General features: G+C 73.8%; 15 protein-coding genes and 1 pseudogene. 7 read left to right on the top strand and 9 right to left on the bottom strand.

Translation table 11 applies throughout. From position 1 onward, the window contains the following. The first annotated feature begins 78 nt into the window (after positions 1 to 78). Complete coding sequence (locus GA0070608_RS31105; protein WP_091636645.1) at positions 79 to 756, top strand: hypothetical protein; 678 nt, start codon at positions 79 to 81, stop codon at positions 754 to 756. 120 nt (positions 757 to 876) lie between these two features. Then, on the top strand, positions 877 to 1,851 hold the full coding sequence (locus GA0070608_RS31110) for a TAXI family TRAP transporter solute-binding subunit (RefSeq protein WP_091633648.1): 975 nt from the start codon (positions 877 to 879) through the stop codon (positions 1,849 to 1,851). A 292-nt stretch (positions 1,852 to 2,143) separates the two neighbouring features. On the opposite strand, the pseudogene GA0070608_RS31115 reads toward GA0070608_RS31110, so the two are convergent. After that, positions 2,144 to 3,547: pseudogene (locus tag GA0070608_RS31115) on the bottom strand (sensor histidine kinase); the annotation flags it as partial. Between the two features lie 7 nt (positions 3,548 to 3,554). After that, on the bottom strand, positions 3,555 to 4,223 hold the full coding sequence (locus GA0070608_RS31120; protein ID WP_176733906.1) for a response regulator transcription factor: 669 nt from the start codon (positions 4,221 to 4,223) through the stop codon (positions 3,555 to 3,557). Positions 4,224 to 4,316: 93 nt separating this feature from the next. On the opposite strand from GA0070608_RS31120, the gene GA0070608_RS31125 reads away from it, so the two are divergent. Both GA0070608_RS31125 and GA0070608_RS31130 read left to right on the top strand, forming a co-directional pair. Then, complete coding sequence (locus tag GA0070608_RS31125; RefSeq protein WP_245716038.1) at positions 4,317 to 5,576, top strand: hypothetical protein; 1,260 nt, start codon at positions 4,317 to 4,319, stop codon at positions 5,574 to 5,576. A gap of 229 nt (positions 5,577 to 5,805) precedes the next feature. Then, positions 5,806 to 6,354, top strand: coding sequence for an acyltransferase (locus GA0070608_RS31130; RefSeq protein ID WP_091633655.1), 549 nt, complete (start codon positions 5,806 to 5,808; stop codon positions 6,352 to 6,354). Positions 6,355 to 6,418: 64 nt separating this feature from the next. On the opposite strand, the gene GA0070608_RS31135 is transcribed toward GA0070608_RS31130, so the two are convergent. The 6 genes from GA0070608_RS31135 to GA0070608_RS31160 all read right to left on the bottom strand — a co-directional run bounded on the left by GA0070608_RS31135 (position 6,419) and on the right by GA0070608_RS31160 (position 16,476). Next, the gene (locus tag GA0070608_RS31135) at positions 6,419 to 7,702 is read right to left on the bottom strand and encodes a nucleotide sugar dehydrogenase (RefSeq protein WP_091633659.1); all 1,284 of its coding nucleotides are present in this window, start codon (positions 7,700 to 7,702) and stop codon (positions 6,419 to 6,421) included. A gap of 5 nt (positions 7,703 to 7,707) precedes the next feature. Beyond that, complete coding sequence (locus GA0070608_RS31140) at positions 7,708 to 9,264, bottom strand: glycosyltransferase family 2 protein (protein WP_091633663.1); 1,557 nt, start codon at positions 9,262 to 9,264, stop codon at positions 7,708 to 7,710. Then, positions 9,261 to 10,877, bottom strand: a complete 1,617-nt coding sequence (locus tag GA0070608_RS31145) for a glycosyltransferase family 4 protein (protein ID WP_425413248.1) — start codon at positions 10,875 to 10,877, stop codon at positions 9,261 to 9,263. The genes GA0070608_RS31140 and GA0070608_RS31145 overlap by 4 nt, the downstream gene beginning before the upstream one ends. Before the next feature lie 224 nt (positions 10,878 to 11,101). Next, the gene (locus GA0070608_RS31150; RefSeq protein WP_245716172.1) at positions 11,102 to 13,360 is read right to left on the bottom strand and encodes a glycosyltransferase family 4 protein; all 2,259 of its coding nucleotides are present in this window, start codon (positions 13,358 to 13,360) and stop codon (positions 11,102 to 11,104) included. Positions 13,361 to 13,362: 2 nt separating this feature from the next. Continuing rightward, the gene (locus tag GA0070608_RS31155; protein WP_091633666.1) at positions 13,363 to 14,877 is read right to left on the bottom strand and encodes a glycosyltransferase; all 1,515 of its coding nucleotides are present in this window, start codon (positions 14,875 to 14,877) and stop codon (positions 13,363 to 13,365) included. A 57-nt stretch (positions 14,878 to 14,934) separates the two neighbouring features. Then, positions 14,935 to 16,476: a glycosyltransferase family 4 protein gene (locus GA0070608_RS31160; RefSeq protein WP_091636664.1), complete on the bottom strand. Its 1,542-nt coding sequence runs from the start codon at positions 16,474 to 16,476 to the stop codon at positions 14,935 to 14,937. Positions 16,477 to 16,709: 233 nt separating this feature from the next. Here GA0070608_RS31160 and wecB point away from each other — a divergent pair, with 233 nt between their 5' ends. The 3 genes from wecB (at position 16,710) to GA0070608_RS31175 (ending at position 21,424) form a co-directional block, all read left to right on the top strand. Beyond that, positions 16,710 to 17,795: a non-hydrolyzing UDP-N-acetylglucosamine 2-epimerase gene (wecB, locus tag GA0070608_RS31165; protein WP_091633669.1), complete on the top strand. Its 1,086-nt coding sequence runs from the start codon at positions 16,710 to 16,712 to the stop codon at positions 17,793 to 17,795. A 63-nt stretch (positions 17,796 to 17,858) separates the two neighbouring features. Then, the gene (locus GA0070608_RS31170; RefSeq protein WP_218107612.1) at positions 17,859 to 19,286 is read left to right on the top strand and encodes a glycosyltransferase; all 1,428 of its coding nucleotides are present in this window, start codon (positions 17,859 to 17,861) and stop codon (positions 19,284 to 19,286) included. After that, on the top strand, positions 19,283 to 21,424 hold the full coding sequence (locus GA0070608_RS31175) for a glycosyltransferase (protein ID WP_091633673.1): 2,142 nt from the start codon (positions 19,283 to 19,285) through the stop codon (positions 21,422 to 21,424). Before GA0070608_RS31170 ends, GA0070608_RS31175 begins: the two co-directional genes overlap by 4 nt. A 69-nt stretch (positions 21,425 to 21,493) precedes the next feature. On the opposite strand, the gene GA0070608_RS31180 is transcribed toward GA0070608_RS31175, so the two are convergent. Then, positions 21,494 to 23,086, bottom strand: coding sequence for a glycosyltransferase family 4 protein (locus GA0070608_RS31180; protein ID WP_091633678.1), 1,593 nt, complete (start codon positions 23,084 to 23,086; stop codon positions 21,494 to 21,496). Positions 23,087 to 23,109 lie beyond the last annotated feature (23 nt).

A 23,109-nucleotide genomic window follows, 5' to 3' on the forward strand; every position in this document is an offset into this window, starting at 1 on the left:
GCTGGGGCGGATCGGTTTCCCCGTCGGCGTCGACCAGCCACGGTAGAGGAACCCCGACGCCGACAAGGAGTGCCTGAGTTGGCTCCCGAACAGATCCTGCTCGACCGGCCGCGCCCGCCCTCGACCCCGCCGCCGCTGGACTGGTCGACCCTGGCCGACGCGTTCGAGGCCGCCTGCCTGCTGCGCTGCACGCCCCCGCCGGCCATCGCCGGTGCCCGTCGACCGGCGCCGGACCACCGCCCCCCGTCGGTGGAGTTCAACCGTGAGGAGGCGGCGCACCGGATGCGGCAGCTACTCGGTCGGCTGGACGTCCCCATCGTGCACGAGGTGGCCGTCGGCGGGCTGCGCCGCCGGTACGAGTTGCACCGGCTCTCCGTGCCCCGCCAGCACCAGCCCACGTACGCGAGAATGCTGGAGGCCGGCTGGCGACAGGGCCGGCGCGAGCTGCTGGGCGGGCCGGTTCCCGGCGCGTCGACCGTACGGCGGGCGTGGCGGCCCCGGCTGGCCGCGGCGGCCTGGCGGGCCGCCCTGCTCGCCGGAGGCCGGCACGTCCGCCGGCACATCCTCGGCGTTCGGATCACCGACCGGGAACTGGCCGCCGTCCTGGTGCGCGGGGCCGCCCTGCTGGACGTTCCGGCGCTGCTGCGCCCTGGCACCGGGTGTTACCTGGTCTGTGTCGCGGACGGCCCGGACCGCCAGCGGATCCTGCACAGCACCGCGCTGGGTCCCGCCGCCCACGTGCCCGATCGGGCCTGAGCGCCGGATGAGCGCGATCGGGGTCGCCCGCCGAAACTGACCACCACCGTCGACCCACCCGCCGGGGCCGTAGCCCGACGGGCGGGTTGCGGGTTGCGGTGACGGCGCGCGCGGCGCAGAGTGCAGCGCGTGAGTCGCACCCGGTTCCACCGTGTCCGTCCGCGCCCCGCCCGTCCACCGGCGCTGCTGGCGCTGCTGCTGGTGGTGACGTCGCCCGGCCTCGCCGGCTGCCAGGACCCTCCCGAACCGCCGATGCGGATCCGGATCGCGACCGGCAGCCCGACGGCGGTCTACCACGCCTTCGGGCAGTCGCTGGCCGCCATCCTCAACCGGGAACTGCCGGACGTCCAGGCCAGTGTGGTGGTCACCGCCGCCTCGGCGGAGAACGTCCGGCTGGTCGGCGCCGGCGAGGCCGAGCTGGGATTCACCCAGGCCGACGTGCTGCCGGCGGCACCGGCGGCACACCCGTCCGTGGTCGCGGTCGCCCGGGTCTACGACGACCTGCTGCACCTGGTCACCACCGCCGGCGGTCCCGTCCGCACGCTGGCCGACCTACGCGGGCGGCGGGTGTCCGTGGGCGCGCCCGGGTCCGGCACCGAGATCACCGCCGTCCGGCTGCTGGAGGTGGCGCGGCTGGGCGGCGACCGGGTGCGCCAGGAGCGGCTCGGCCTCGACGACTCCGTCGCGGCGCTGCGGGCCGGCACGATCGACGCGTTCTTCTTCTCCGGCGGGCTGCCCGTGCGGGCGGTGGAGCAGCTCACGGCCGACAGCGCGACCCGGATCGTCGACCTCGGCGAGTGGACCGGGCCGCTACGCGAGAGCAACCCGGAGGTCTACGTGTCCCGGGACATCCCCCGCTCGGTGTACGGCACGGACCCGGTGACGACGGTGGCCAATCCGAACTTCCTGATCGTCCGGGCCGACCTGCCGGCGCCGCTGATCCGGGAGGTGACCCGGCTGCTGATGGAACGCCGTCAGGAGCTGGCCGCCGCGCATCCGGCCGCCGGCCGGATGAGCCAGCGCTCGGCCATCGCCACCGCCCCGCTGCCGCTGCACCCCGGCGCCGCCGACTGGTACCGCTCCGCCAAGCCCTGACCCCACACCCCCGGCGCCGCTGTCGAGCTGCCCCGTGGCGCGGGGCAGGTCTCATGGACGGGGCAGCTCGACAGGCCCCGACCGCACCGCACCACCGGCCGCGCCGCGCCACCGACCGCACCGCACCACCGGCCGCGCCGCACCACCGACCGCGACCCGCACCGGCCTGGCCTCAGCGCTCGGCCGCCCGCGCCGGCCGCGCCGCCCGACGGGCCGACGGGAGCCTGGCGGAGGCCGGTGCGCCGGCCTCCTCCAGGGGCGACGCGGGACCGTCATCGCGGGCCGACGCGCCGGGATCGGCGGGACCGGAGTCGGCGGGGGCGGGGGCGGCGGGAGCGGGGAACCAGAGGCCCGCGACCAGACCACCCGGGTCACCCCGGCGCATCGTGAGCCGCCCGTCCGAGGCGTCGACCAGCACGGCGACGATGGTGAGGCCCAGCCCGGCACCGTCGACGTTCTGCACCTCCGGAGCCCGCCAAAACCGCTCGGTCGCCTGACCGAGCTGGCTCGCCGTCATGCCCGGGCCGGTGTCCCGGACCTCCAGCGCGGTCCCTCCGTCGTGCTGCCGGACGGTCACCGTCACCTCCCCACCGGCGTCGCTGAACTTGACCGCGTTGTCGATCAACGCGTCCAGGGCCTGGTCGATGGCGGTCGGCACGGTCCGCGCGTACGCCGGGCCGTCCTCGCCCGCCAGTCGGAGCGTGATGCGGCGGTGCCGGGCAAGCGGCTCCCAGGCGGCGACCCGGGACGCGGCGACGGCCGCCGCGTCGACGGTGAACCGCTGGTTCTCCCGCCGTTCGGCGCGGGCCAGGGTCAGCAACGCGTCCAGCACCAGGGCCAGCCGGTCGGTCTCCTCCAGGGCCAGCCGGTGCTCGGCCCGCCCGTCCGCGTCGGTCAGGCTCGGCCCCAGTTCCTCCACCCGCAGCCGAAGCGCGGTCAGCGGGTTGCGCAGCTGGTGGCTGGCGTGCGCGACGAACGCCCGCTGCCGGTCCATCACGTCGGACACGACGTCGGCCATGTGGTTGAAGCTGGTCGCCAGGCGGCGCAGCTCCGGCGGGCCGAGGCGGTGCTGCACCCGGGCGCCACGGTCGCCCTCGGCGATCTCGTGGGTGACCGCGTCCAACTCGGTGACCGGGCGCAGCACCCAGCCGGCCAGCCAGAACGCGGTCAGCACGCAGGCCAGTACGACGAGCAGGCCCGTCCCGGCCAGTGCCAGCCACCAGGCGGTGACGGCCCGCCGGACCGCGTCGGTCGGGGTGGCGATGACCACCGCACCGAGCACCTCGCCACCGTCGTTGATCGGCACCGCCACCACGATCGGCCCGTCGACCCAGGGCCAGACCGAGTCGGGCCCGCTGGCCTGCTGGCCGGAGAGTGCGGTGTCCAGTGCCTCGCGGGTCCCCGGGGCCGGCCGCCAGCTCTCCGAGGCCGCCACCGTCCGGCGGTCCCGGTCGACCACCGCCGCGCCGATGCCGTACAGGGCGTCGTAGCTGCGCAGCTCGTTGTCGAGCGGGCCGGGGGTCCCACCCCGCAGCGCCGGGCCGGCCAGCGAGGCGAACCGGGTGGCGTCGGCGAGCCGGTCGGCGCGTACCCGGTCGGTCTCCCGGCTGGCCAGGGTGGCCGCCAACGGGGTCTCCAGCGCGATCAGCACCAGCACCATCAGCAGCAGATAGCTGATCACCAACCGACGTCGCACGGCGTCCTCACTCGCCGCGCAGCCGGTAGCCGACCCCGCGTACGGTCTCCACCAGGCGGGCGTCGCCCAGCTTGCCGCGCAGCGACCCGACGTGCACCTCGACCGTGTGCCCGTCGCCCCAGGTGGTGCCCCAGGCGTCGAGCAGGATCCGCTCCCGGGCCACCGCCACGCCGGGTTGCCGGGCCAGGGAGAGCAGGACGTCGAACTCCTTGCGGGTCAGTGCCACCGGCCGGCCGGCCACGGTGACCGTCCGGGCGGCCACGTCGACGCGTACGGGCCCCACCTCGATCAGGTTGCGTTCCGGCACGGCGTGCGCCGCGCGGCGCAGCACCGCCTCGATGCGGGCCTGTAGCTCGGTCATGGAGAACGGCTTCACCACGTAGTCGTCCGCGCCCAGCCGCAGGCCGAGCACCCGGTCCCGTTCCTCGCCCCGGGCGGTCACCGCGATGATGCCGAGCTGGCTGCTGCGCCGCCGCAGTTCCCGGCACAGATCGGTGCCGTCCCCGTCGGGCAGGGTCAGGTCCAGCAGCACCAGGTCGCAGGGGGCGGCGGAGAGCGCCGCGGCGACGGTCGCGGCGTGCTCCACCTCGTACCCCCGGCGGGTCAGGGCGGAGGAGAGCGCCGCGGCCACCCGACGGTCGTCCTCGACCAGCAGGATGCGCACCCGTGCCCCCATTTCGTCGGTCCGATCAGCGAATCGTCGCAGACACGCGCCCGCTGCGGCAGTACCGGATCCCGACCCGGTTCCCAGTTGGCTAGGGTCCCGGTCGTGATTGCCTCCCCCGACCCGTCGCACAAGCCCACCGCCCGCACACCCGACACGCCCGGCCACAGCAACCGGGAGGATCCCACCGACGCCGGGGCGTCAGGCCCGGCCCCGGGTCACGAGCACCGCTCCGGCCTCCTGCGAGGATGGCGGCGGCTGCCGGCGGCAACCACCGCGCTGGCGGTGTACGTCCTGCTCCGGGCGGTCGGGCTGGTCATTCTGTGGATCTTCGCGCAGCGGGCGGGCGTGGACTTCTGGCAGTTGCTCCACAGCCGGTACGACGCCCTCTGGTACCAGCAGATCGCCGCGGAAGGCTACGACCACGCGGCGGTCAACCACAACCCGGACGGGTCCCCCCGGCTGCCGAACCTCACGTTCTTCCCGCTCTACCCCGGGCTGATCGCGATGGTCGCCGCGATCAGCCCGTTCTCCCTGCCGGTCGCCGGCCTGATCGTGTCCTGGGCCGCCGGGCTGGCCGCGGCCTGGGGCATCTACGCGGTCGGGAGACACATCGGCTCGCATGCGGTCGGCGTGACGCTGACGGCTCTCTGGGCGGTGCTGCCGCACGCGGTCGTGCAGAACATGGGTTACACGGAGACCCTGTTCACCGCGTTGGTGGCCTGGTCGCTTTACGCGCTGCTGTGCCGCCGGTGGCTGACCGTGGGCCTGCTCTGCCTGGTCGCCGGCCTGAGTCGACCGACGGCGACCACCCTCGTCGCGGCGGTGGGCCTGGCCGCGCTGGTGGCGATCGTCCGCCGTCAGGACGGCTGGCGGCCGTGGGTCGCCGCGCTGCTCGCTCCCATCGGCTACCTGGGCCACCTCGCCTGGGTCGGCCACCGGCTCGGTCAGGTCGACGGCTACTTCCAGCTCCAGGACGACTACTGGCGCATCGGGTTCGACGGCGGGGCGAACACCCTGGGAGTCCTGAAACTGGTGCTCACCCGGCCGGTCCCGTTCCCGCTGTACACCTCGACCCTGCTGTTGAGCCTCGCGACCGTTCTGGCCGTCCTGCTCGTGCTGCACCGCTACCCGCTGCCGGTGGTGGTCTACTCGGTGACCTTCCTGCTCCTCACGGCCGGCACGGCTGGCTACTACTGGGCGAAGGGCCGCTACCTGGTCCCGGCGTTCACACTGCTGCTGCCGGTGGCGATGGCGCTGGCCAAGGCACGCCGGAGCACCCAGGTGACCGTCATCGTCTTCCTCGTGCTCGCCTCGGGGTGGTACGGGACGTACCTGAGCCTGATCTGGCACCGCTCACCGTGACGGACGGCCCGGCGCTGCCGGTGGACGATCCGGTCGCCGACGCGGTGGCAACTCTCCTGCCATGAGCGGATCGTTATGCTACGCCGAGTCCGTCCGCCCGGGTCCGGAACGTCGCACCTCGGGGCGGACGTGACCACCCCGCCCGTCCGGGTGCCGCGCGCCTCCGGCCGCCGCCCGGTGCGGGCCCTGACACGGCGCGACGGTGCGCCCCCGACCGATGCGAGTTGACATGACTGACAAGAACGACCGGCCTTCGGTATTCGTCCACCCCAGTGCCGACGTCGAGGAGGGCGCCCGGGTCGGCGACGGCACGAAGGTCTGGCACCTGGCCCACATCCGTTCCTCGGCGCAGGTGGGCGCCGGCTGCGTCATCGGACGCAACGTCTACGTCGACGCCGAGGTGACGGTGGGCAACCTCGTCAAGATCCAGAACAACGTTTCGGTGTACCAGGGCGTCACCATCGAGGACGAGGTCTTCGTCGGCCCCTGCGCGGTCTTCACCAACGACTTCCGCCCGCGCGCCCAGAACCCCGACTGGACCATCACGCCGACCATGGTCCGCCGGGGCGCCTCGATCGGCGCCAACGCCACCCTGGTCTGCGGCATCGAGGTGGGCGAGTACGCGATGATCGCCGCCGGTTCGGTGGTCACCAGGGACGTCAAGCCGTACCAGCTGGTCGCCGGCAACCCGGCCCGGCCGAAGGGCTGGGTCGACGCCAAGGGCGAGGTGATCTCGCGCGACGTGGAGAACCCGCCGGCGGGCCTGTCCGAGGGCTGAACCGCCAACGACGCGAAGCGGGTCCCGACCGTGTGGTCGGGACCCGTCGTCGGTGCGGGGCGGATCAGCCGCCGATGACCACCCGGCGGACGTCCGCCCAGCGGGCGGGGTCGGTGACCCGGCGGCCGTCGACCAGTACCCGCACGGTCGGCAGGTCGCTGGCGGCCAGCGAGCGGTACTCCGCGTGGTCGGCCTGGACCACCACGGCGGTGACCGGCTGACCGTCGTACGGGGGCAGGCCGTGTGCGGTCAGCTCCTCGGCCGTGTACATCGGGTCGGAGACGTACGGCTTCGCGCCCCGGGCGCGCAGCGCCTCGACGGTCGGGAAGACGCCGGAGAAGGCGGTCTCCTTGACCCCGCCCCGGTACGCGGCACCGAGCACCAGCACCTCGGCGCCGGTCAGGTCGCCGTAGGCGGCGGCGAGCAGGTCGACGGCGTACTGCGGCATCGCCGCGTTGGCCTCACGGGCGGAACGGACCACCGTGGCGGTCGGGTCGTTCCACAGGTACATCCGCGGGTAGATCGGAATGCAGTGCCCACCGACGGCGATGCCGGGCTGGTGGATGTGGCTGTACGGCTGGGTGTTGCAGGCCTCGATGACCTTGGTGACGTCCACGCCGACCGTGTCGGCGAAACGGGCGAACTGGTTCGCCAGCCCGATGTTGACGTCCCGGTAGGTGGTCTCGGCGAGCTTGGCCAGCTCGGACGCCTCCGCCGAGCCCAGGTCCCAGACGCCGTTCGGGCGGGCCAGGTCGGCGCGCTCGTCGAAGTCGAGCACCGCCTCGTAGAAGCGCACCCCGTGCTCGGCCGAGGCCTCGTCGATGCCGCCGACCAGCTTCGGGTAGCGGCGCAGGTCGGCGAAGACCCGGCCGGTGAGCACCCGCTCGGGGCTGAAGACCAGGTGGAAGTCCGTGCCGGCGGTCAGCCCGGAGCCCTGCTCCAGCATCGGCGCCCAGCGGTCGCGGGTCGTACCGACCGGCAGGGTGGTCTCGTAGCTGACCAGGGTGCCCGGCTTGAGCCCCGCCGCGATCGCCCGGGTCGCGTCGTCCATCCAGCCGAAGTCCGGCACGCCCTCGGCGTCGACGAAGAGCGGTACGACCACCACGACGGCCTCGGACCCGGCGACGGCGGCGGCGGTGTCGGTGGTGGCCGACAGCAGGCCGGCGGCGACCGCCTCCTTGAGCTTGACGTCCAGGTCGGTCTCGCCCGGGAACGGCACCGCCCCGGCGTTGACCAGGTCGACGACCCGCTCGGACACGTCGGCACCGATCACCCGGTGCCCCTTCGAGGCGAACTGCACGGCGAGCGGCAGCCCGATCTTCCCCAGCGCGACCACGCAGATGTTCATGACTACTACTTTCCTCCTATTGGGAGCCGGCGTCGCAGGCGGGCGACGAACCGGCTCGGCGTGACAGGTGCCACCGCGATGACGAGCTGACCCTTGTGGTTGGTGGTGCTGGTGACGACGTGCAGCCGGGTGCCCCGACGCAGCACGGTCCGTCGGGGCACCGGCCGCCGGGGACCGCGCAACGCCGCCGCCCCCGTGGTGCCGAACGCCTCGACGTGCGCCTGGATGGTGCGCAGTTCGCCGCCCGGCGCGCTGTCGGCCAGCAACCGGTCGAGGGGGATCCGGGACCGGACCGTGGTGCCGGTGGCGTCCGCGACGACCGAGAGGGTGACCCCGGCCGCCCCGCCCGCGTCGATCCGTACGGCCGTGGCGAGCTCCGGCAGATCCGGGCGGGGGCTGCGGGCGGTGACCAGCAGCGCCCGGGTGCCCTCGAAGGCGACCGAGACGGTGTCCAGCCGGGCGATCCAGTCCGCCACGTCGGCGGTGACCTCGTACCAGGCGTCCGGGATGTCCAGCGTCGGGTCGCGGAAACCCGGATAGCCGGCGTACCACCGGTCGCCGTCGACCACCGCTGGCGGGATTCCCAACTCGGCGTCCTGCCGGATCACCGCGAGGACGTGGTCCACGTCCCCGTACCGGGCGGCGGCCAACCGCACCCGTGCCTCGAGCGGCAGCCGGTCCCGGATGCCGTCGGTCAGGTGCTCCACGACCAACGCCCGCACGCCGGCCGCGACCCGCTCCTGGACCTCCCGGTCCAGCCCCAGGAAGTCGTTCTCCAGCAGCTTGGCGACCTCCCAGGCGAAGTGCCGCAGCAGCACCGCGTCACGCCCCCGGCCGGGCTCGATCAGCCCGGCCACGAACGCCACGAGTTCCTGCGCGCAGCGCAACCGCTCCAGGTGCCGGCTCTTGTACGTGATGTTGCGGGCGTTGAGCCGGCGCACCGCGAAGTAGTAGTCGTAGTCGGCGAGCACCGAGATCCGCCGGGCGCGTACGCAGGCCTCGATCGTGAACGGCTGGTCGCTGCCGACCGGCATGTCCTCCGGGTAGCGCAGCCCGTACCGCTCGATCAGCTCGCGGCGGAACAGTTTCGTGTTCGACAGCGACCAGGGCAGCGCCGAGTCGAACAGGTCCACGTCGGCCGTGGTCTCGGCGTAGACGGCCTGGTGGATGTGCCGGCTGTTCACCCCGACCAGGCGGCCCAGCACGACGTCGGAGTCCCACCGGTCGGCCGCCGCCACGAGTCGCTCCAACGCCTCCGACCCGAGGTAGTCGTCCGAGCCGATGAAGAAGACGTAGCGCCCGGTGGCCCGTTCCAGCGCCCGGTTGCTCGGTGCCGCCGGCCCGCCCGAGTTCGGCTGGCGGAGCACCTGCACCGTGCCCGGGTACGACTCGGCGAACCGGTCGAGTTCCCGGCCGCTGCCGTCGGTGGATCCGTCGTCGACCGCGATGATCTCCAGCCGGTCCCGTCCGATGGTCTGCTCGACCAGGGAGGTCAGGCAGCGGGTGAGGTACGGCATGGTGTTGTAGACCGCGATGACGACGGTGACGTCGGGAACGGTCACGTGCCGACCCCGAGTGCCGGCAGCGGATCACCCGGCACGGGCTCGTCGAGGTGGTCGGCTACGGCCGGGCGGCCGGGCAGCAGCCGGCGGTACACCCCGTCGAGCACCTGGGCCTGCGCCTCCCAGGTCCAGCTCCGCAACAGGCCGGCGCGGTCGTACGCGGCCCGGTAGCGCTGCGGATCGGCCAGCACGGCGCGCACAGCACGGATGTAGTCGGCGACGTCCTCGGCGCGGAACACCTCACCCTGACCGGTCGAACGCACCGTGCCGGCCATCGTCTTGACGTCGCTGACGATCAGCGGCAGCCGGCCGTGCGAGTACTCGAAGAACTTGGTGATCAACGCGATCTCGTGGTTGGGCCAGTGGTGGATCGGGATGACCCCGGCGTCCGCGCCGGACAGGAACGGCACCACCTGCCAGTGCGCCACGTACGGCAGGGCGTGCACCCGGTCGCCGACCCCGAGCTTCCTGGCCCGGGCGAGCACCCCGGAGACGTACGGGCCGGCCGGCTTGTTGACCACCAGCGCCACGTGCACACCGGGCAGTTTCGGCAGCGCCTCGACCATGACGTCCAGGCCACGCTGCCGAGCGGCGGCGCCGCTGTAGACCAGCAGCGGCACCTCCGGGCCGATCCCGCAGAGCTTGCGCAGGTCGGGGGCGGGCGCGTCGGGGTCGAGCTCGTCGTGCTCCACGGCGGGGGCGTTGAGCACCACGTCCGGCACGACGGCCAACCGGTGCTCACGCTGCAGAAGCTCGGCCAGGCCGTCGGAGACGGTCATCACCGCGTCGGCGTACGGGGCGTACTCCCGCTCGTGCGCGGTGTGCGCCGGCAGCCAGCGGGCGTTGTCCTGCCACGGCTTCAGGCCGGGGAGGAACTCGTGCGCGTCCCAGACCAGTTTGATGTCCCGCCCCGCGGCGGCGGCCCGGATCTTCGCGCGGGCGCCGACGCCCAGCATCCGGAAGTCGTTGGCGTGGATCAGGTCCGGCGCCAGTTCGTCGACGACCGGCCCGTAGGCCAGCTCGTAGTCCCACAGGCCCGGTTCCAGCCGCCGCCAGGCGCCGTCGCCCTTCACCGCCTGCCAGAACATGGTGTAGGCGCGGTCCCACGGGTTGCGGAACTTCCGCCGGGTCCGCGCCCTGGTCAACATCCAGTACCGCAGCGAGACCCACTTGCCGGCCGCCTTGGCGGCTGCCTGCTGCACGGTCAGCACCCGCCGGCGCAGCGCGAGCCCGGGCGTGCCCGGGTCGGCGACGGCGATCTCCGCGGCGCGTACGGCCAGGTCGGCACGCCACGCCTTGACGGCCTGGGCCCGGTGCGCGGCGATGCCACTCGGCGGGTAGGCCAGCGGCCAGCGCAGCCAGGCCCGGCGGAACTCGTGCCGGCGACGGGCGAGCGGTGCCGGCATGGCCAGCAGTCGGACTGTGGCGTCGCCCAGCTTCCAGGTCCGCTCCTCGGTCACCGGGGAACGGCCGAGCAGGGTGACCTCCCAGCCCGCCTCGGCGGCCGAGCGGGCCGCCTTCTGCACCCGGGAGTCGCCGTTAACGCCGTTGTCCACCAGCATGACCACCCGTCCACGTGCGGGTGGCTGCGCGGCAGCGCCGTCGAATTCCATTTCTGTCCGTTTCTGCCTCTCTGCGGACCTCTGATTCGCCTCCCGGAGGGAGGATCGCGCGCCGCGCGGCGGCCGGCCCGACGCGCCGGCACCCGCTCGCGAGCCTCCGCGAGTCTACGCGAGCGCACCGCGCGGACACCGACACCTCACCTCGGCACCGGCGGCACCCGTCCCGGCCCCGGTGGGCGGCACCGCCGTCACCGGCGCCGGGACGTGCCCACCGCTCAACGCGGAGCCGGCTCCGGCGGGACGAGCGAGGTGGTGACGGTCAGTTCCGGCCGCTTGCGGCCCAGTTGCCAGCCGATGGCCACCCCGTAGACCCCGGCCACCACGACCCGCTCGGTCCGGGCCAGATCGATCTTCGGCAGCACCTCGCGCTGCACGATCCGCCAGAGCACCCGCGGCCGGACCACCCGGTAGCCGGGATAGAAGACGGAGGTGTGGAACTTGCGGGCGAGCGAACCGTGGGTGCTCCCGATCCGGGAGACGAGCGCCTCGGGCCAGATGGCGTGCTGCTTGCGGGCCCGGTCCCGGGCCACCGAGAGGGCCTTTCCGGGCGCCCGGTAGACGACCAACTGCTCGACCCGGAGCAACGGTCGCCGCCGTTCCGCGACGTCCAACGGCAGCAGGCGCACCCGCTCGTCCACCTCCGACCGCTGCCACTGCCGCGGATCGTTGGTGATGATGTCCACGGCGTAGCCACGGTCGAGGAGCCGATCGACGTACTCGCGGACGAGCTTGAACTGCGGCGGGCTGATCGCCACCAGCACCACCCGCGGGGCCTCGGCCGTCCGGGGCGGGGCAGGGGCGTCGGCGGTGACCATGTCGGCCGGGACGACGGCGGTCACCGTGTCAGCGGGGACGGCGGCGGCCACCGTGTCAGCCGGGACGGCGGCCGTCGCCGGCACGTCGTCGGCTGCGGCCGGCTCGGGTGCCGCGTACACCTCACGGAGTCGGGCGGCGACCGCCTCACGTCCGTACCGCTCGATCAGGGCGGCCCGGGCGCCCGGCAGGTCCAGCTCGTCCACGCGCTTGCGCAGCTCCCGGAAGCCCTCCACGAGCACCGCCGGGTCTTCGCTGACGTCGACCAGGAGGCCCGCCCGCCCGTTCAGCCCGCCCAGCGTCTCCTGCGGGCCCTGGCTGCGGGCCACCAGGACCGGGGTGCCGCAGGCCACCGCCTCCACCACGGTCATCCCGAAGGTCTCGACCGGGCTGGCGTGCACGAGCAGGTCGTGGGTCCGCATCAGCTCCGGCACCTTCGCGGGCGCGACCGCCGGGCGGAGATCGACCCGGTCGCCGTACGGGCTTCCCGCGATCCGGTCGCGGATCTGGTCCACCAGCGGGCCCGCCCCGACGAGGGTGAGGGTGGCCTGCGGCTCCTCGGCGGCGACCGCCAGGAACGCGGACAGCAGGGTGTGTACGCCCTTGGCCTCGCTCAGCCGGCCGACGTACAGCCAGCGCAGCAGGTCCCGGGGCGGCTCGGTACGCGGCGCGAAGTCGCCGAAGTCGATCGCGTTCGGCACCACCCGCAGCTTGTGGGCGTGGTGCGGGAAGGCCTCCCGCACCTGTTCGTGCAGGTTCCGGCTGACGCAGAGAAAGACGTCGGCCCGGTGCAACGCCTCCTCGTAGAGCCGACGGGCGGCCGGCTGCGCGAAGATCTGCGCGAGGAAGCTCGCGTGCTCGGTGACGACCACCCGGGCGTCCGGACGGGCCAGCCGCTGGGCGACGACCCCGCCGTAGATGCCGGTGTGCGCGTGCACCAGCGGCGCCTCGATCCGGCCGGTGGGCAGGGTCCGCCGCATCGCCTCCACGTGGGCGAGCGCCCAGACGGCGTAGTCGCGCCGGGACGAGATGGGCACCGGCACCCTGGTCAGCTCCCCCGCCCCGGTGTCCCGCACCACCGGTCCGACCCGCCGGCCGGCCAGCCGTTCGGCGGCGACGGCGATGGCGATGGCGTCCGGCGCGTCGTGACGGTACGGCCAGTCCTCGGTGTGCAGGACGGCGATCCGGGGATGGTCCGCCCGCACCGCCCCGATGGTGGCCTCGACGAACGCACCGGCCAGCGCGTTGTTCGCGGACGGGTACCAGGGGGTGACGACTGCCAGGTCCGCCGGGGCGGGCCGCCGCCCGGACGGCGCTGTCGGCTCGTCGAGCGCGACGACGAGGTCGCCGCGCCGGCCCAGCGCGTCCCAGGCCGCCGGCAGGGCGTACGGGTCGCCCGCGACGAGCAGGTCGGCGTCGCGCAGCGGGCCGTTCGAGGCGCGCAGCAGGCGACGGGCGGCCCGGGCGGTGGCCCGGGCGTCGGTGGCGTCGACCCGGTGCACCGGCACGCCGGCAGGCAGCTCGGCGTCGGCCCACTCGGGCAGGTCGGGAACGACGAGCGCGACCTTCGCGCCGCTCGCCGCGAGCTCGGCGAGGTGCCGCTCGGCCGCCCGGACCCGGTGGGGACCCAGCGCCAGGTAGACGACGTTACGGGGCTTCACAGTCAACGGGACTCCTCGACCAGGGCGCGCATCCGGGCCTCCCACGGCTGCAATGTCGCACTCCGGGTGTACTTCTCGGCGTGGTCCTGGGCGGTCGCGTGCCGGGACGGGTCCTGCTCGCGGGCGGCCTTGGCCGCGGCGATCAACGACTCGGCGACGGCTTCCGCGTCCAACCGGTCCCCCGCGAACCAGAGCGGGTAGTCCTCCAGCACCTCGGCGGCGGCGATCTCCGGCTCGTGCACGGAGACGACCGGCTTGCCGGACGCCATGTACTCGAACACCTTGCCCGACGTCACGTACTTCGCGCCGGGGACGCAGAAGACCAGCACGTCGGTCTCGGCGTAGACATCCGCCACGTCGGCCTTGCCGAAGGGACCCCGGTAGCGGACACCCGCATCCTCGTGCCGGGCCAGCTGCTCCCGCAGCGACGCTGCGGTCTGGGCGAAGAAGCCCAGGTGGCCGTGGACGTGGAGCTCCGCGTCCGCCAGCAACGGGTCCTTCCGGGCCCGGCGCCAACCCTCGAACAACACCTCCAACGGCAGGTACGGCGTCACGGTGCCGAGGTAGCCGAAGCGCAACGGTCGGGCCGGGTCCGACGGCCGGAACGCGGGCCGGCCGACGAACTCCGGCTCCCAGCCGTTCGGCACCACCGTCATCCGGTCGGCCGCGAACGGGTACCGCTCGACGTGCCACTGCCGCATGCCGTCGTTGACGAAGACGATCTCGGCCGCGTCCCGCAGCACCCGCGCCTCCCACTTCGCGGTGCCCGTACCCGGCCCGAACCGGACCTCCTCGGTGAACTGGTTGAACGTCCACGCGTCGCGGTAGTCGACCACGTACGGCACCCGCCAGGCCCGACCCAGCATCCAGGCCGCGGCGAACGACACGAACGGGTTGCCGGTGGCGATGACCAGGTCGAAGCGCCGCCGGGCGTGCAGCTTGAACGCCCGGCGCAGCAGACCGGGGATCCAGCCGATGTAGTGCTCCGGCAGGAACGAACGTTGCAGACGCCGGTAGAACTGGTCGACCACCACCGGGAGCGCCTTGCGCAACCGGCCGTACCGCCGGACGTCGTTCTCCCAGTGGTAGGTGTTCATCGGAGGCCGCTCGACCCGCACCCGGGGGTCGACGGTCGCCTCCAGGGTCGGGTCGCTGCCGCCGTCGAGGTAGTAGCTGAAGAACTCCCGGGGGGCGGTGATGACGGTGACGTCCCAACCCGCCTCGGCGAAGTGGTTGGCGGTGGCCCGTCCGCGGAAGACCCCGCTGGCCCGGCTCGGCGGGAAGAAGAACGACAGGTAGAGCACGCGTGGCCGTCTGCCGGCGCGCCGCGCGGCCTGCTCCAGCTCGGCGACCGGGCTGGGGGCACCGGCCGGCACCGCACCGTTCGGCGCGCCGGTCGCCGATCCGCCGGGCGACGTCCGCCCGGCGGTCGACACACCGTCACCGCCGATGGCACCTGTCGAGTTTGCGAACTCGATCGATTCGATGGGCTCGGTCGACTCTACGTCTCGTCGCATCGCGCTTTCTTCGGTCGGGGTCGATGGTCACGGCGGAACGCCGGGCCGTCGCTCGGATCAGCGTGGCGTGGGGCCCGACGGCCCGCTGGCCGCGGCAGCCGGATCACGTGCGAGGTGTTCTGCGACGGTACCGCCGTGGTGGCCGGGCGTGCCGGGAAGGAGGCGGGAGTAGAGGTCGTCCAGCACCCGCGCCTGCGCCTCCCAGGTCCAGTTCGCCAAGAGTCCCGGCTGGTCGTACGCGGCCCGGTACCGCTGCGGGTCCGCCAGCACCCGCCGCACCGCGCCGACGAAGTCGGACACGTCCTCCGTCCGGAACACCTCGCCCTGCCCTGTCGAACGGACCGTCACGGCCATTGTCTTCACGTCACTGACCACCAGCGGCAGTCGCGCGTGTGAGTATTCGAAGAACTTCGTGATCAGGGCGATCTCGTGGTTCGGCCAGTGGTGGATCGGGATCACCCCGACGTCCGCCGTGGCCAGGAAGGACACGACCTGCCAGTGCGCCACGTACGGCAGCAGGTGCACCCGGTCGGCGACCCCGAGCTCGGCGGCCCGGTCCCGCAGCCCCCGCACGTACGGGCTGTCCGGCCGGTTCACCACGAACACGACGTGCGCGTCGTCGAGGTGCGGCAGCGCCTCCACCATCGTGCCAAGCCCACGCTGTTCCGCGGCGGCGCCGCTGTAGACCAGCAGGGGCACCGTGGGCCCCACCCCGCACCGGGCCCGCAGGTCGGGTGCCGGCTCCGCGCCCGCCTGCCCGGGCTGCATCTCGGGGGCGTTCAACACCACCGTCGGCAGTTCACGCAGGCCGTGGGTGGTGCGCAGCAGCTCGGCCAGCGACTGCGACACGGTCATCACCGCGTCCGCGTACGGCGCGTACTCCCGCTCGTGCGCGGCGTGGGCCGGCAGCCAGCGCGCGTTGTGCCGCACCGGCCGCACGCCCGGCAGGAACTCGTGGGCGTCCCAGACGACCTTCACCGGCCGGCCGGCCGCGGCGGCCCGGACCTTGGCCCGCGCCGCCACTCCCAGCATCCGGAAGTCGTTGGCGTGGACGAGGTCCGGCCTCAACTGGTCGACCACCGGGCCGAACGCCAACTCCCAGTCCCACAGACCGGGCGCCAGGCGCCGCCAGGCGCGGTCACCGAGCAGCCGCTGCCAGAACGCGGTCTGCGCGCGGTCCCAGGGCCCGTGCAGGGTGCGCGGCGCGCGGGTCTGCTGCGCGACGCGGAAGTCGACCCAGCGCTCCAACAACCCGGCCGCGAACTCCTCGGCCCGCAGCCGGGACGAGGATCCGGCCCGCGTCGCCCGCAGGCCCAGATCGGCCCGCCAGGCCCGAACCCACTGCTTGCGGTGCGCCGCCAGGCCACCCGGCGGGTACGCCAGCGGAGCCCGCAACCAGCGGCGGCGGTACTCGTGCCGGTGTTTGGCGAGGGTGGCCGGCACCGGCAGCAGCCGCACCTGGGCCTCTCCCAGTTGCCAACTCTCCGGCAGACCGGACGGCGAACGGCCGAGCAGGGTCACGTCCCAGCCGGCCTCGGCCGCCGATCGGGCCGCCTTCTGCACCCGGGAGTCACCGGTGACGCCGTTGTCCACCAGCATCACGATCCGCCCGCGCCGGACCGGGCTGGCCCCCCTGGACATCATCCGGCTCCGCGTCCCCTTCGTCGTCTTCTGCCCCACCCGGGGGCCTGGCGAGTCTACGGTAGTCAGCCGATCGGACTGTCTACACTCCCCCTGTAAGCTGACGGCAGTCCCCGCTCAGCGCCGGCCCGCCCCACGTCGGCGGCCCCGATGCCCGGACCCTGCCCACAACGAACCTGGAGTACCGCCACGTGAAGGTCGTCAGCGTCGTCGGCGCCCGACCCCAGCTGGTCAAGCTGGCCCCGATCGCCGACGCCTTCGCCGGCACAGAGCATCAGCACGTCATCGTGCACACCGGGCAACACTACGACGCCGACCTCTCGGACGTCTTCTTCACCGGCCTGGGCATCCCGCAGCCCGACGTACACCTGGGCATCGGGTCCGGCAGCCACGGGGTGCAGACCGGCCACGCCCTCGCCGCCCTCGACCCGGTGCTGGCGGCGGAGCGGCCGGACTGGGTGCTGGTCTACGGCGACACCAACTCGACCCTGGCCGCGACGCTCTCAGCGGTGAAGCAGCACCTGCGGGTGGCCCACCTGGAGGCCGGTCTGCGCTCGTTCAACCGCCGGATGCCGGAGGAGCACAACCGGGTGCTCACCGACCACGCCGCCGACCTGCTGCTCGCGCCGACCGAGGAGGCCATGCGGCACCTGGCGGGCGAGGGCCTCGCCGCGCGGTCGGTGCTGGTCGGCGACGTGATGGTCGACGTCTGCCTGGCCGTCCGCGATGCCGTGCTGGCGGGCGGGAAGCCGGCGGCGCTGCCCGAGGGGATCGACCCCACCGAGCCCTACCTGGTGGTCACCCTGCACCGGGCGGAGAACACCGACGACCCCGAACGGCTCGCCGCGCTGGTGGACGCGCTGGCGGGCCTGCCGGTGCCGGTGGCGCTCCTGGCCCATCCCCGGCTGACGGCCCGCGCCGAGGAGCACGGCGTCAAGCTGGACCGGGGTTCGCTGCGCGTCGGCCGGCCGCTGCCGTACGCCGGCATGGTGGCGGCGGTGCTCGGCGCGGCGGGTGTGATCACCGACTCGGGCGGCCTCCAGAAGGAGGCATACCTGCTCGGCCGGCCGTGCACGACGCTGCGCCCGCAGACCGAGTGGCCGGAGACCCTCGACGGCGACTGGAACCGGCTCGTGCCCGACCCGCACGAGCTGGGCGCGGCGCCCTGGGCGGCGGTGGCCACCCGCCCGGCCCCGCCCGCGCCCCGTGGTGAGCCCTACGGGGACGGCCGCGCCGCCCGCGAAGTGGTACGGGTGCTGACCGAAGCCGGCCGCTGACCTCCGCACCTCCCCACCCACCCCGAGCACCCCCACCAGCCGGAAGAGATCGGCAGCAGCGCGATGCAGAGCAGGTTCTCCCCCCTCACCACCCGGCCCCGGGCCGGCCGCCGCCGGCCGGGCCGGGGCGATCGTCCGCACGTCATCTACCTGGCCATCGGCTTCCCGCCGGCGGCGAAGAGCTCCGCCTACCGGATGCGGGAGACCGCCAACCAGTTCGCGGCCCAGGGCTGGGACGTGACGGTGATCACCCTCGCCGACGAGTCCTGGGAACGGGAGTACGGAGTCGACCACACCCTCTCCGCCGGGGTGGACCCACGGATCGACGTCGTCGGGTTGCCGCTGGCCCGGACGGATCTGGAGACCGACATCCGGGCGTTCTCGGAGGCCCGGTCACTGCGTCCGCGCCAGTGGATCGAGCAACAGCGCCGGCAGGAACTCAAGGTGTTCCCCGAGCCGGTCTTCGGTGGCTGGCGGCCGGAGCTGGAGAAGGCGGTGCTGCGCGTCCACCGGGATCGTCCGGCGGATCTCCTCATGACGACCTGTGCTCCGTACGTCAACCTCGCCGCGACCTGGCGGCTGTGGCAGGAGCACCGCGTGCCGTACGTGGTGGACTTCCGCGACGGCTGGTCGGTCGACGTGATCGACGGCGGGGCCGCCTTCGCCGAGCAGTCACCGGCCGGGCGCTGGGAGAAGCAGGTGCTGGCCGAGGCCCGGGCCGTCTGGTGCGTGAACGAGCCGATCGCCGAGTTCTACCGGGAGCGCTACCCGGCGGTGGCGGACCGGGTCCGGGTGGTGCGCAACGGTTACGACGAGGACTGCGTACCGGCGGGCACGCACCGCGCGGATCCCGCCTCCGGGCTCACCTTTGGCTACCTCGGCTCGATCAACTTCGCGCCCGCGCTGCTCGACTCGGTGCTCACCGGATGGCGGATGGCACGCCGGGAGGATCCCGTGCTGGCCCGCAGCCGGTTCGAGGTGCGTGGGCACATCGGGGCGGGGGCGCTGCGGGAGGCCAACGCCCACATGGAGCTGTTGCGGGCCGCCTCGGACGACGGGGTCGAGTTCGGCGGGCCGCTGCCCAAGGCGGAGGTGGCTGCCGCCTACGGACGCTGGGACGCCCTGGTGCTGATGCTGGTGGGCGGCCGTTTCGTCACCTCCGGCAAGGTCTACGAGTACGCCGCGAGTGGGCTGCCGGTGCTGTCGGCGCACGAGGTCGACCACGACGCCGCCACCGTGCTCGCCGGTCATCCGCTGTGGACCGGGGCGGTGGGGCTGGACCCGCGCCGGCTCGCGACCTCGTTCGTCGAGGCGGCGCGGCTCGCCGTCGAGGCGAGCGACGACGACCGGGCCGCCACCCGGGCACACGCCCGCAGGTACGCCCGGGACGCGCAACTGGCCCCGGCGGTGGCCGAGGTGACCGCGGCCGTGGTCGGCACGGCCACCCGGCAGTCCAGTGACGGCACTCCCTCCGAAGGCGGGCAGGCATGACCCACGTGCTCATCGTGGTCGGTGAACGGCCGCAACAGAAGTCCGTGCTCGTCGAGTCGCTGCGTCGTTTCCGCGACCAGGGGGCGCGGGTGGCCATCGTCGGCGACGTCCCGGCCGACGCGCTGGCCGTCGACGCGGACCTCGCCGACGTGCACCAGTTGGCGGCCTCCCCGAACGACCCACGTCTTCGACGGGCACTGGCCCGCACCCGGCAACCGTCGCGGGCCCTGTGGCTGCGGGCGTGGGCGGATCCCTGGGTACGGCGCCGGCTGCGGACCGCCGACGTGCTGGTCGCGCTGGACACGACGGCCGTGCACACCGTCTGGGAGTTGGCCCAGCGGCAGCCGCGTGCGGATGCCTGCAACGGGATCGGGGCAGCCGGCAGGATCGTCCGGGCCCGGCACGACGGGACACACCGGCGGACCGGCGGCGCGTGGGACGGGGTGTCCGCCCGGGCCGGCATCATCGCCCGGGGCGCCCGCCGGGCGGCGGTCACCGGAGCCCAGGAGTCGCTCGAGGCGGCCATGGCGCCCGCGGTGCTGCGCAGCCAGGTCGGCGGCCGGCTGTGGCGGACCGCGGTCGGCGCGCCGGGGCTGCCGGAGCGGGTACGGGTGGCCCTCGCGTACCGGGTGCACGTGCGCTCGGTGCAGGCGGGCAGGCCCGGCCTGGCGGCGGCCACGAGCGCCGCCGCCGCGAGTCGGATGAGTGGCCGTAAGAGCCGTGCCGAGCTGCTGACCCGGGAGGCCAACCACGAACTCGAGACGGGTCGGGTGCCGGTCTGCCTGACCGAGGCGGTCACGGCCGAGCTCGCGCTGGCCGACGAGCTGTTGTCGAAGCAGAAGGTCCGGGCGGCGAAGTCGCTGTACAAGGCGATGCGGTTGCTGTTCCACCGGGTGGCCCACTTCGACCAGCTCACCTCCCCGCTGGCCGAGCGGCCGGCCGAGTTCCTGGCGCCGCTGCGGGCCAGCGCCACGGCCCGCGTGATGGCCACGCCCCGGGGTCGGTCGACGCCCGCGGCGACGCCACCGGCGGACCGACCGCTGCGGCTGCTCATCATGACCAACGGCAACGCCCACTTCCTGCGCGAGATCCGACAGCGGTACGCCGAGACCCCCGGCGTCGAGCTGCGCTACGTGCACCTGGCCGACGACCCGGTTTCCGCGGCCCTGACGCACAGCCCGGCCGGCATCGTGGAGCACCTGGTCGCCGGCCAGAGCGAGTACGGCAACCGGGTCGAGGAGTGGCTGCGCCCGCACCTGGACTGGGCGGACACACTCTTCGTCGACTGGTGCGTGGCCGCTGCGGCGATCACCACCCTCGTCGACCCCGGCGACACCCGGGTCGTGATGCGGCTGCACAGCTTCGAGGCGTTCTCGTACTGGCCGCACCTGATCGACTTCTCCCGGGTCGACGATCTGGTCTTCGTCTCGGAGCATCTGCGGGACTTCGCCACCGAGGTGCTGCCCACGCTCACCGGGGCGGAGGCGCCGAGGTTGCGGGTGATCTCGAACGCCATGGACCTGCACGGCTACCAGCGTCCGAAGGACCCGTCGGCGCGGTTCACCCTCGGGCTGATCGGCACCAGCGCGGTGGCCAAGGATCCGCGCTGGGCCGTCGAGGTGCTCCGCCAGCTGCGGGCGACCGACGAACGGTACCGGCTGCTGCTCGTCGGCGGTGGCCTCAACCCGGAGGCGAGCGAGTCGGTGCGCCAGTACGACGCGGCGCTGTCGGCGGACCTCGCCGAGTTGGAGCCCTCTGGTGCGGTGACCCGGCTCGGCCACGTCGACGACGTTCCCGGGGTGCTGAGCGACATCGGGATCATCCTCAGCAGCTCGGTCCGGGAGAGCTTCCACTGCGCGCTGGTCGAGGGCGCGGCCAGCGGCGCCGTGCCGGTGGCCCGGGACTGGCCGTTCTTCGCGGGGCGGGCGACCAGTGCCCGGACCCTCTTCCCCGGCGACTGGGTGGTCGACTCTCCGCAGCAGGCGGCAGCCCGGATCCAGACGGCCACGGCCAGCGACGAGGTCTGGCGGGCGGAGGGCGCCGCGGCGGCCACGTACGTGACGAAGACGTGGGACTGGACTGTCGTGCGGGACGACTTCGACGAACTGTTCCTGCCGGGCGGCGACCGGCGGGGATAGAACGCAATCGCCGCCCCGTCCGACCCGCTGGCCGGGTGGCCGGGGCGGCGACAGGGCTGCCGGGCCGGTTCAGCCGGCGACGGCCACGGTGCGGTCGGCGAATGACGGAGCCAGGTCCGGGCGGACCCGACGGTAGACGCCTTCGAGCACCTCGACCTGCGTCTCCCAGGTCCAGCCCTCCAACAGCCCTGGACGGTCGTACGCGGCGCGGTACCGGCCCGGATCGGCGAGCACCGCCCGCACCGCCCGGACGTAGTCCGTCAGGTCCTCGGCGCGGAACACCTCGCCCTGCCCGGTCTCCTTGACGGTGTCCGCCATCGTGCGCACGTCGCTGACCACGATCGGCAGCCGGGCGTGCGAGTACTCCAGGAACTTGGTGATCAGCGCCAGCTCGTGGTTGGGCTGGTGGTGGATCGGGATGACTCCGGCGTCCGCGCCGGCCAGGAACGTCGGGACCTGCCAGTGCGGCACGTACGGCAGCAGGTGCACGCGGTCCGCGACGCCAGCGGCGACCGCCCGGGCGAGCAACGCCTCGGAGGCGGCGTTGCTGGCCGTCGGGTGCAGCGTGACCAGTGCTACGTGCGTCCCGGGCAACTGCGGCAGCGCGTCGATCATCAGCTCGACGCCGCGCGTCGGGTTCACCCCGCCGCAGTAGACCAGCAGCGGGGTCGCCGCGTCGATCCGGCACCGGGCACGCACGTCCGCGCCGTCGGCGAGCTGCGCACCGGCAACCGGCCGGGGCGGGGCGTTGAGCACCACGTCCGGCCGGACCGGCAGCCGGTGCGTCCGTTGCAGCAGCTCGGCCAGAGTGGCCGAGACGGTGACCACCGCGTCCGCCGTGCCGACGTACTCCTCGACGTGGGCGACCTGGGCGGGCAGCCAGCGCGGGTTGTCCGCCCGGCCGAGCACACCGCCGACGAACTCGTGCGCGTCCCAGACCAGTCTCGTGTCCAGCCCGCGGGCCCGTCCCCGCCGGGTGGCACGGACGCCCACTCCGATCATCCGGAAGTCGTTGGCGTGGATGATGTCGGGTCGCAGCTCGTCGATCACCGGCCCGAAGGCCAGTTCGTAGTCCCACAGGCCCCGGTCCAGCCGACGCCAGCTGCGTGGGCCCAGCAGTGCCTGCCAGAACCGGATGGGCGTGCGGGTGAACAGGGCGTCCGGATCCTGCTGCCGCTTGCGGAGCCGGTGCAGCTCGCCGGCCCGGAACTTGGCCCACCGGCCGAGTGCCTTCGCGGTCAGCAGGGCCGGGGGCGCCAGGAGGTCGGCCACGCGGTGCCGCAGCGACGCGCCGCCGGAGCGGCGGGCGACCGCTCGGGCCACCCGCCGCTCCTCGATCGCCGCCTGCCACGCCTTCATCCGCTGGACCCGGTAGCCGCCGTGCCGCCCGGGCGGATACGCCAGCGGCCTGCGCCACGACCGGTGGAACTGGCTCGGGTGCTGACCGAGCGACCGGGGCACACGGATCAGCCGGACCTGCGCGTCGCCGATCCGCCAACTCTCCTGCGCACCGTTGCTCAGCACACCGAGCAGCAGCACCTCCCACCCGGCCTCCGCGGCCGAACGGGCCGTCTTCTGCACCCGCGAGTCGCCCTGCACGCCGTTGTCCACGAGCATGACGATGCGACCCCGGGTGGGACGCGACGCGCTACCAGGTTCCATGACCGCCTGTTTCCTCGGGTCGC

This window comes from Micromonospora peucetia, from assembly GCF_900091625.1.
In the GTDB taxonomy this organism is placed as follows: domain Bacteria; phylum Actinomycetota; class Actinomycetes; order Mycobacteriales; family Micromonosporaceae; genus Micromonospora; species Micromonospora peucetia.

What these genes read in the sequence shown, in the direction of transcription:
- GA0070608_RS31120 (WP_176733906.1), bottom strand. Translation starts at nt 4,223, where the DNA reads ATGGGGGCACGGGTGCGCATCCTGCTGGTCGAGGACGACCGTCGGGTG.
- GA0070608_RS31130 (WP_091633655.1), top strand. Translation starts at nt 5,806, where the DNA reads ATGACTGACAAGAACGACCGGCCTTCGGTATTCGTCCACCCCAGTGCC.
- GA0070608_RS31135 (WP_091633659.1), bottom strand. Translation starts at nt 7,702, where the DNA reads ATGAACATCTGCGTGGTCGCGCTGGGGAAGATCGGGCTGCCGCTCGCC.
- GA0070608_RS31145 (WP_425413248.1), bottom strand. Translation starts at nt 10,877, where the DNA reads ATGGAATTCGACGGCGCTGCCGCGCAGCCACCCGCACGTGGACGGGTG.
- GA0070608_RS31155 (WP_091633666.1), bottom strand. Translation starts at nt 14,877, where the DNA reads ATGCGACGAGACGTAGAGTCGACCGAGCCCATCGAATCGATCGAGTTC.
- GA0070608_RS31160 (WP_091636664.1), bottom strand. Translation starts at nt 16,476, where the DNA reads ATGCTGGTGGACAACGGCGTCACCGGTGACTCCCGGGTGCAGAAGGCG.
- GA0070608_RS31170 (WP_218107612.1), top strand. Translation starts at nt 17,859, where the DNA reads ATGCAGAGCAGGTTCTCCCCCCTCACCACCCGGCCCCGGGCCGGCCGC.
- GA0070608_RS31175 (WP_091633673.1), top strand. Translation starts at nt 19,283, where the DNA reads ATGACCCACGTGCTCATCGTGGTCGGTGAACGGCCGCAACAGAAGTCC.
- GA0070608_RS31180 (WP_091633678.1), bottom strand. Translation starts at nt 23,086, where the DNA reads ATGGAACCTGGTAGCGCGTCGCGTCCCACCCGGGGTCGCATCGTCATG.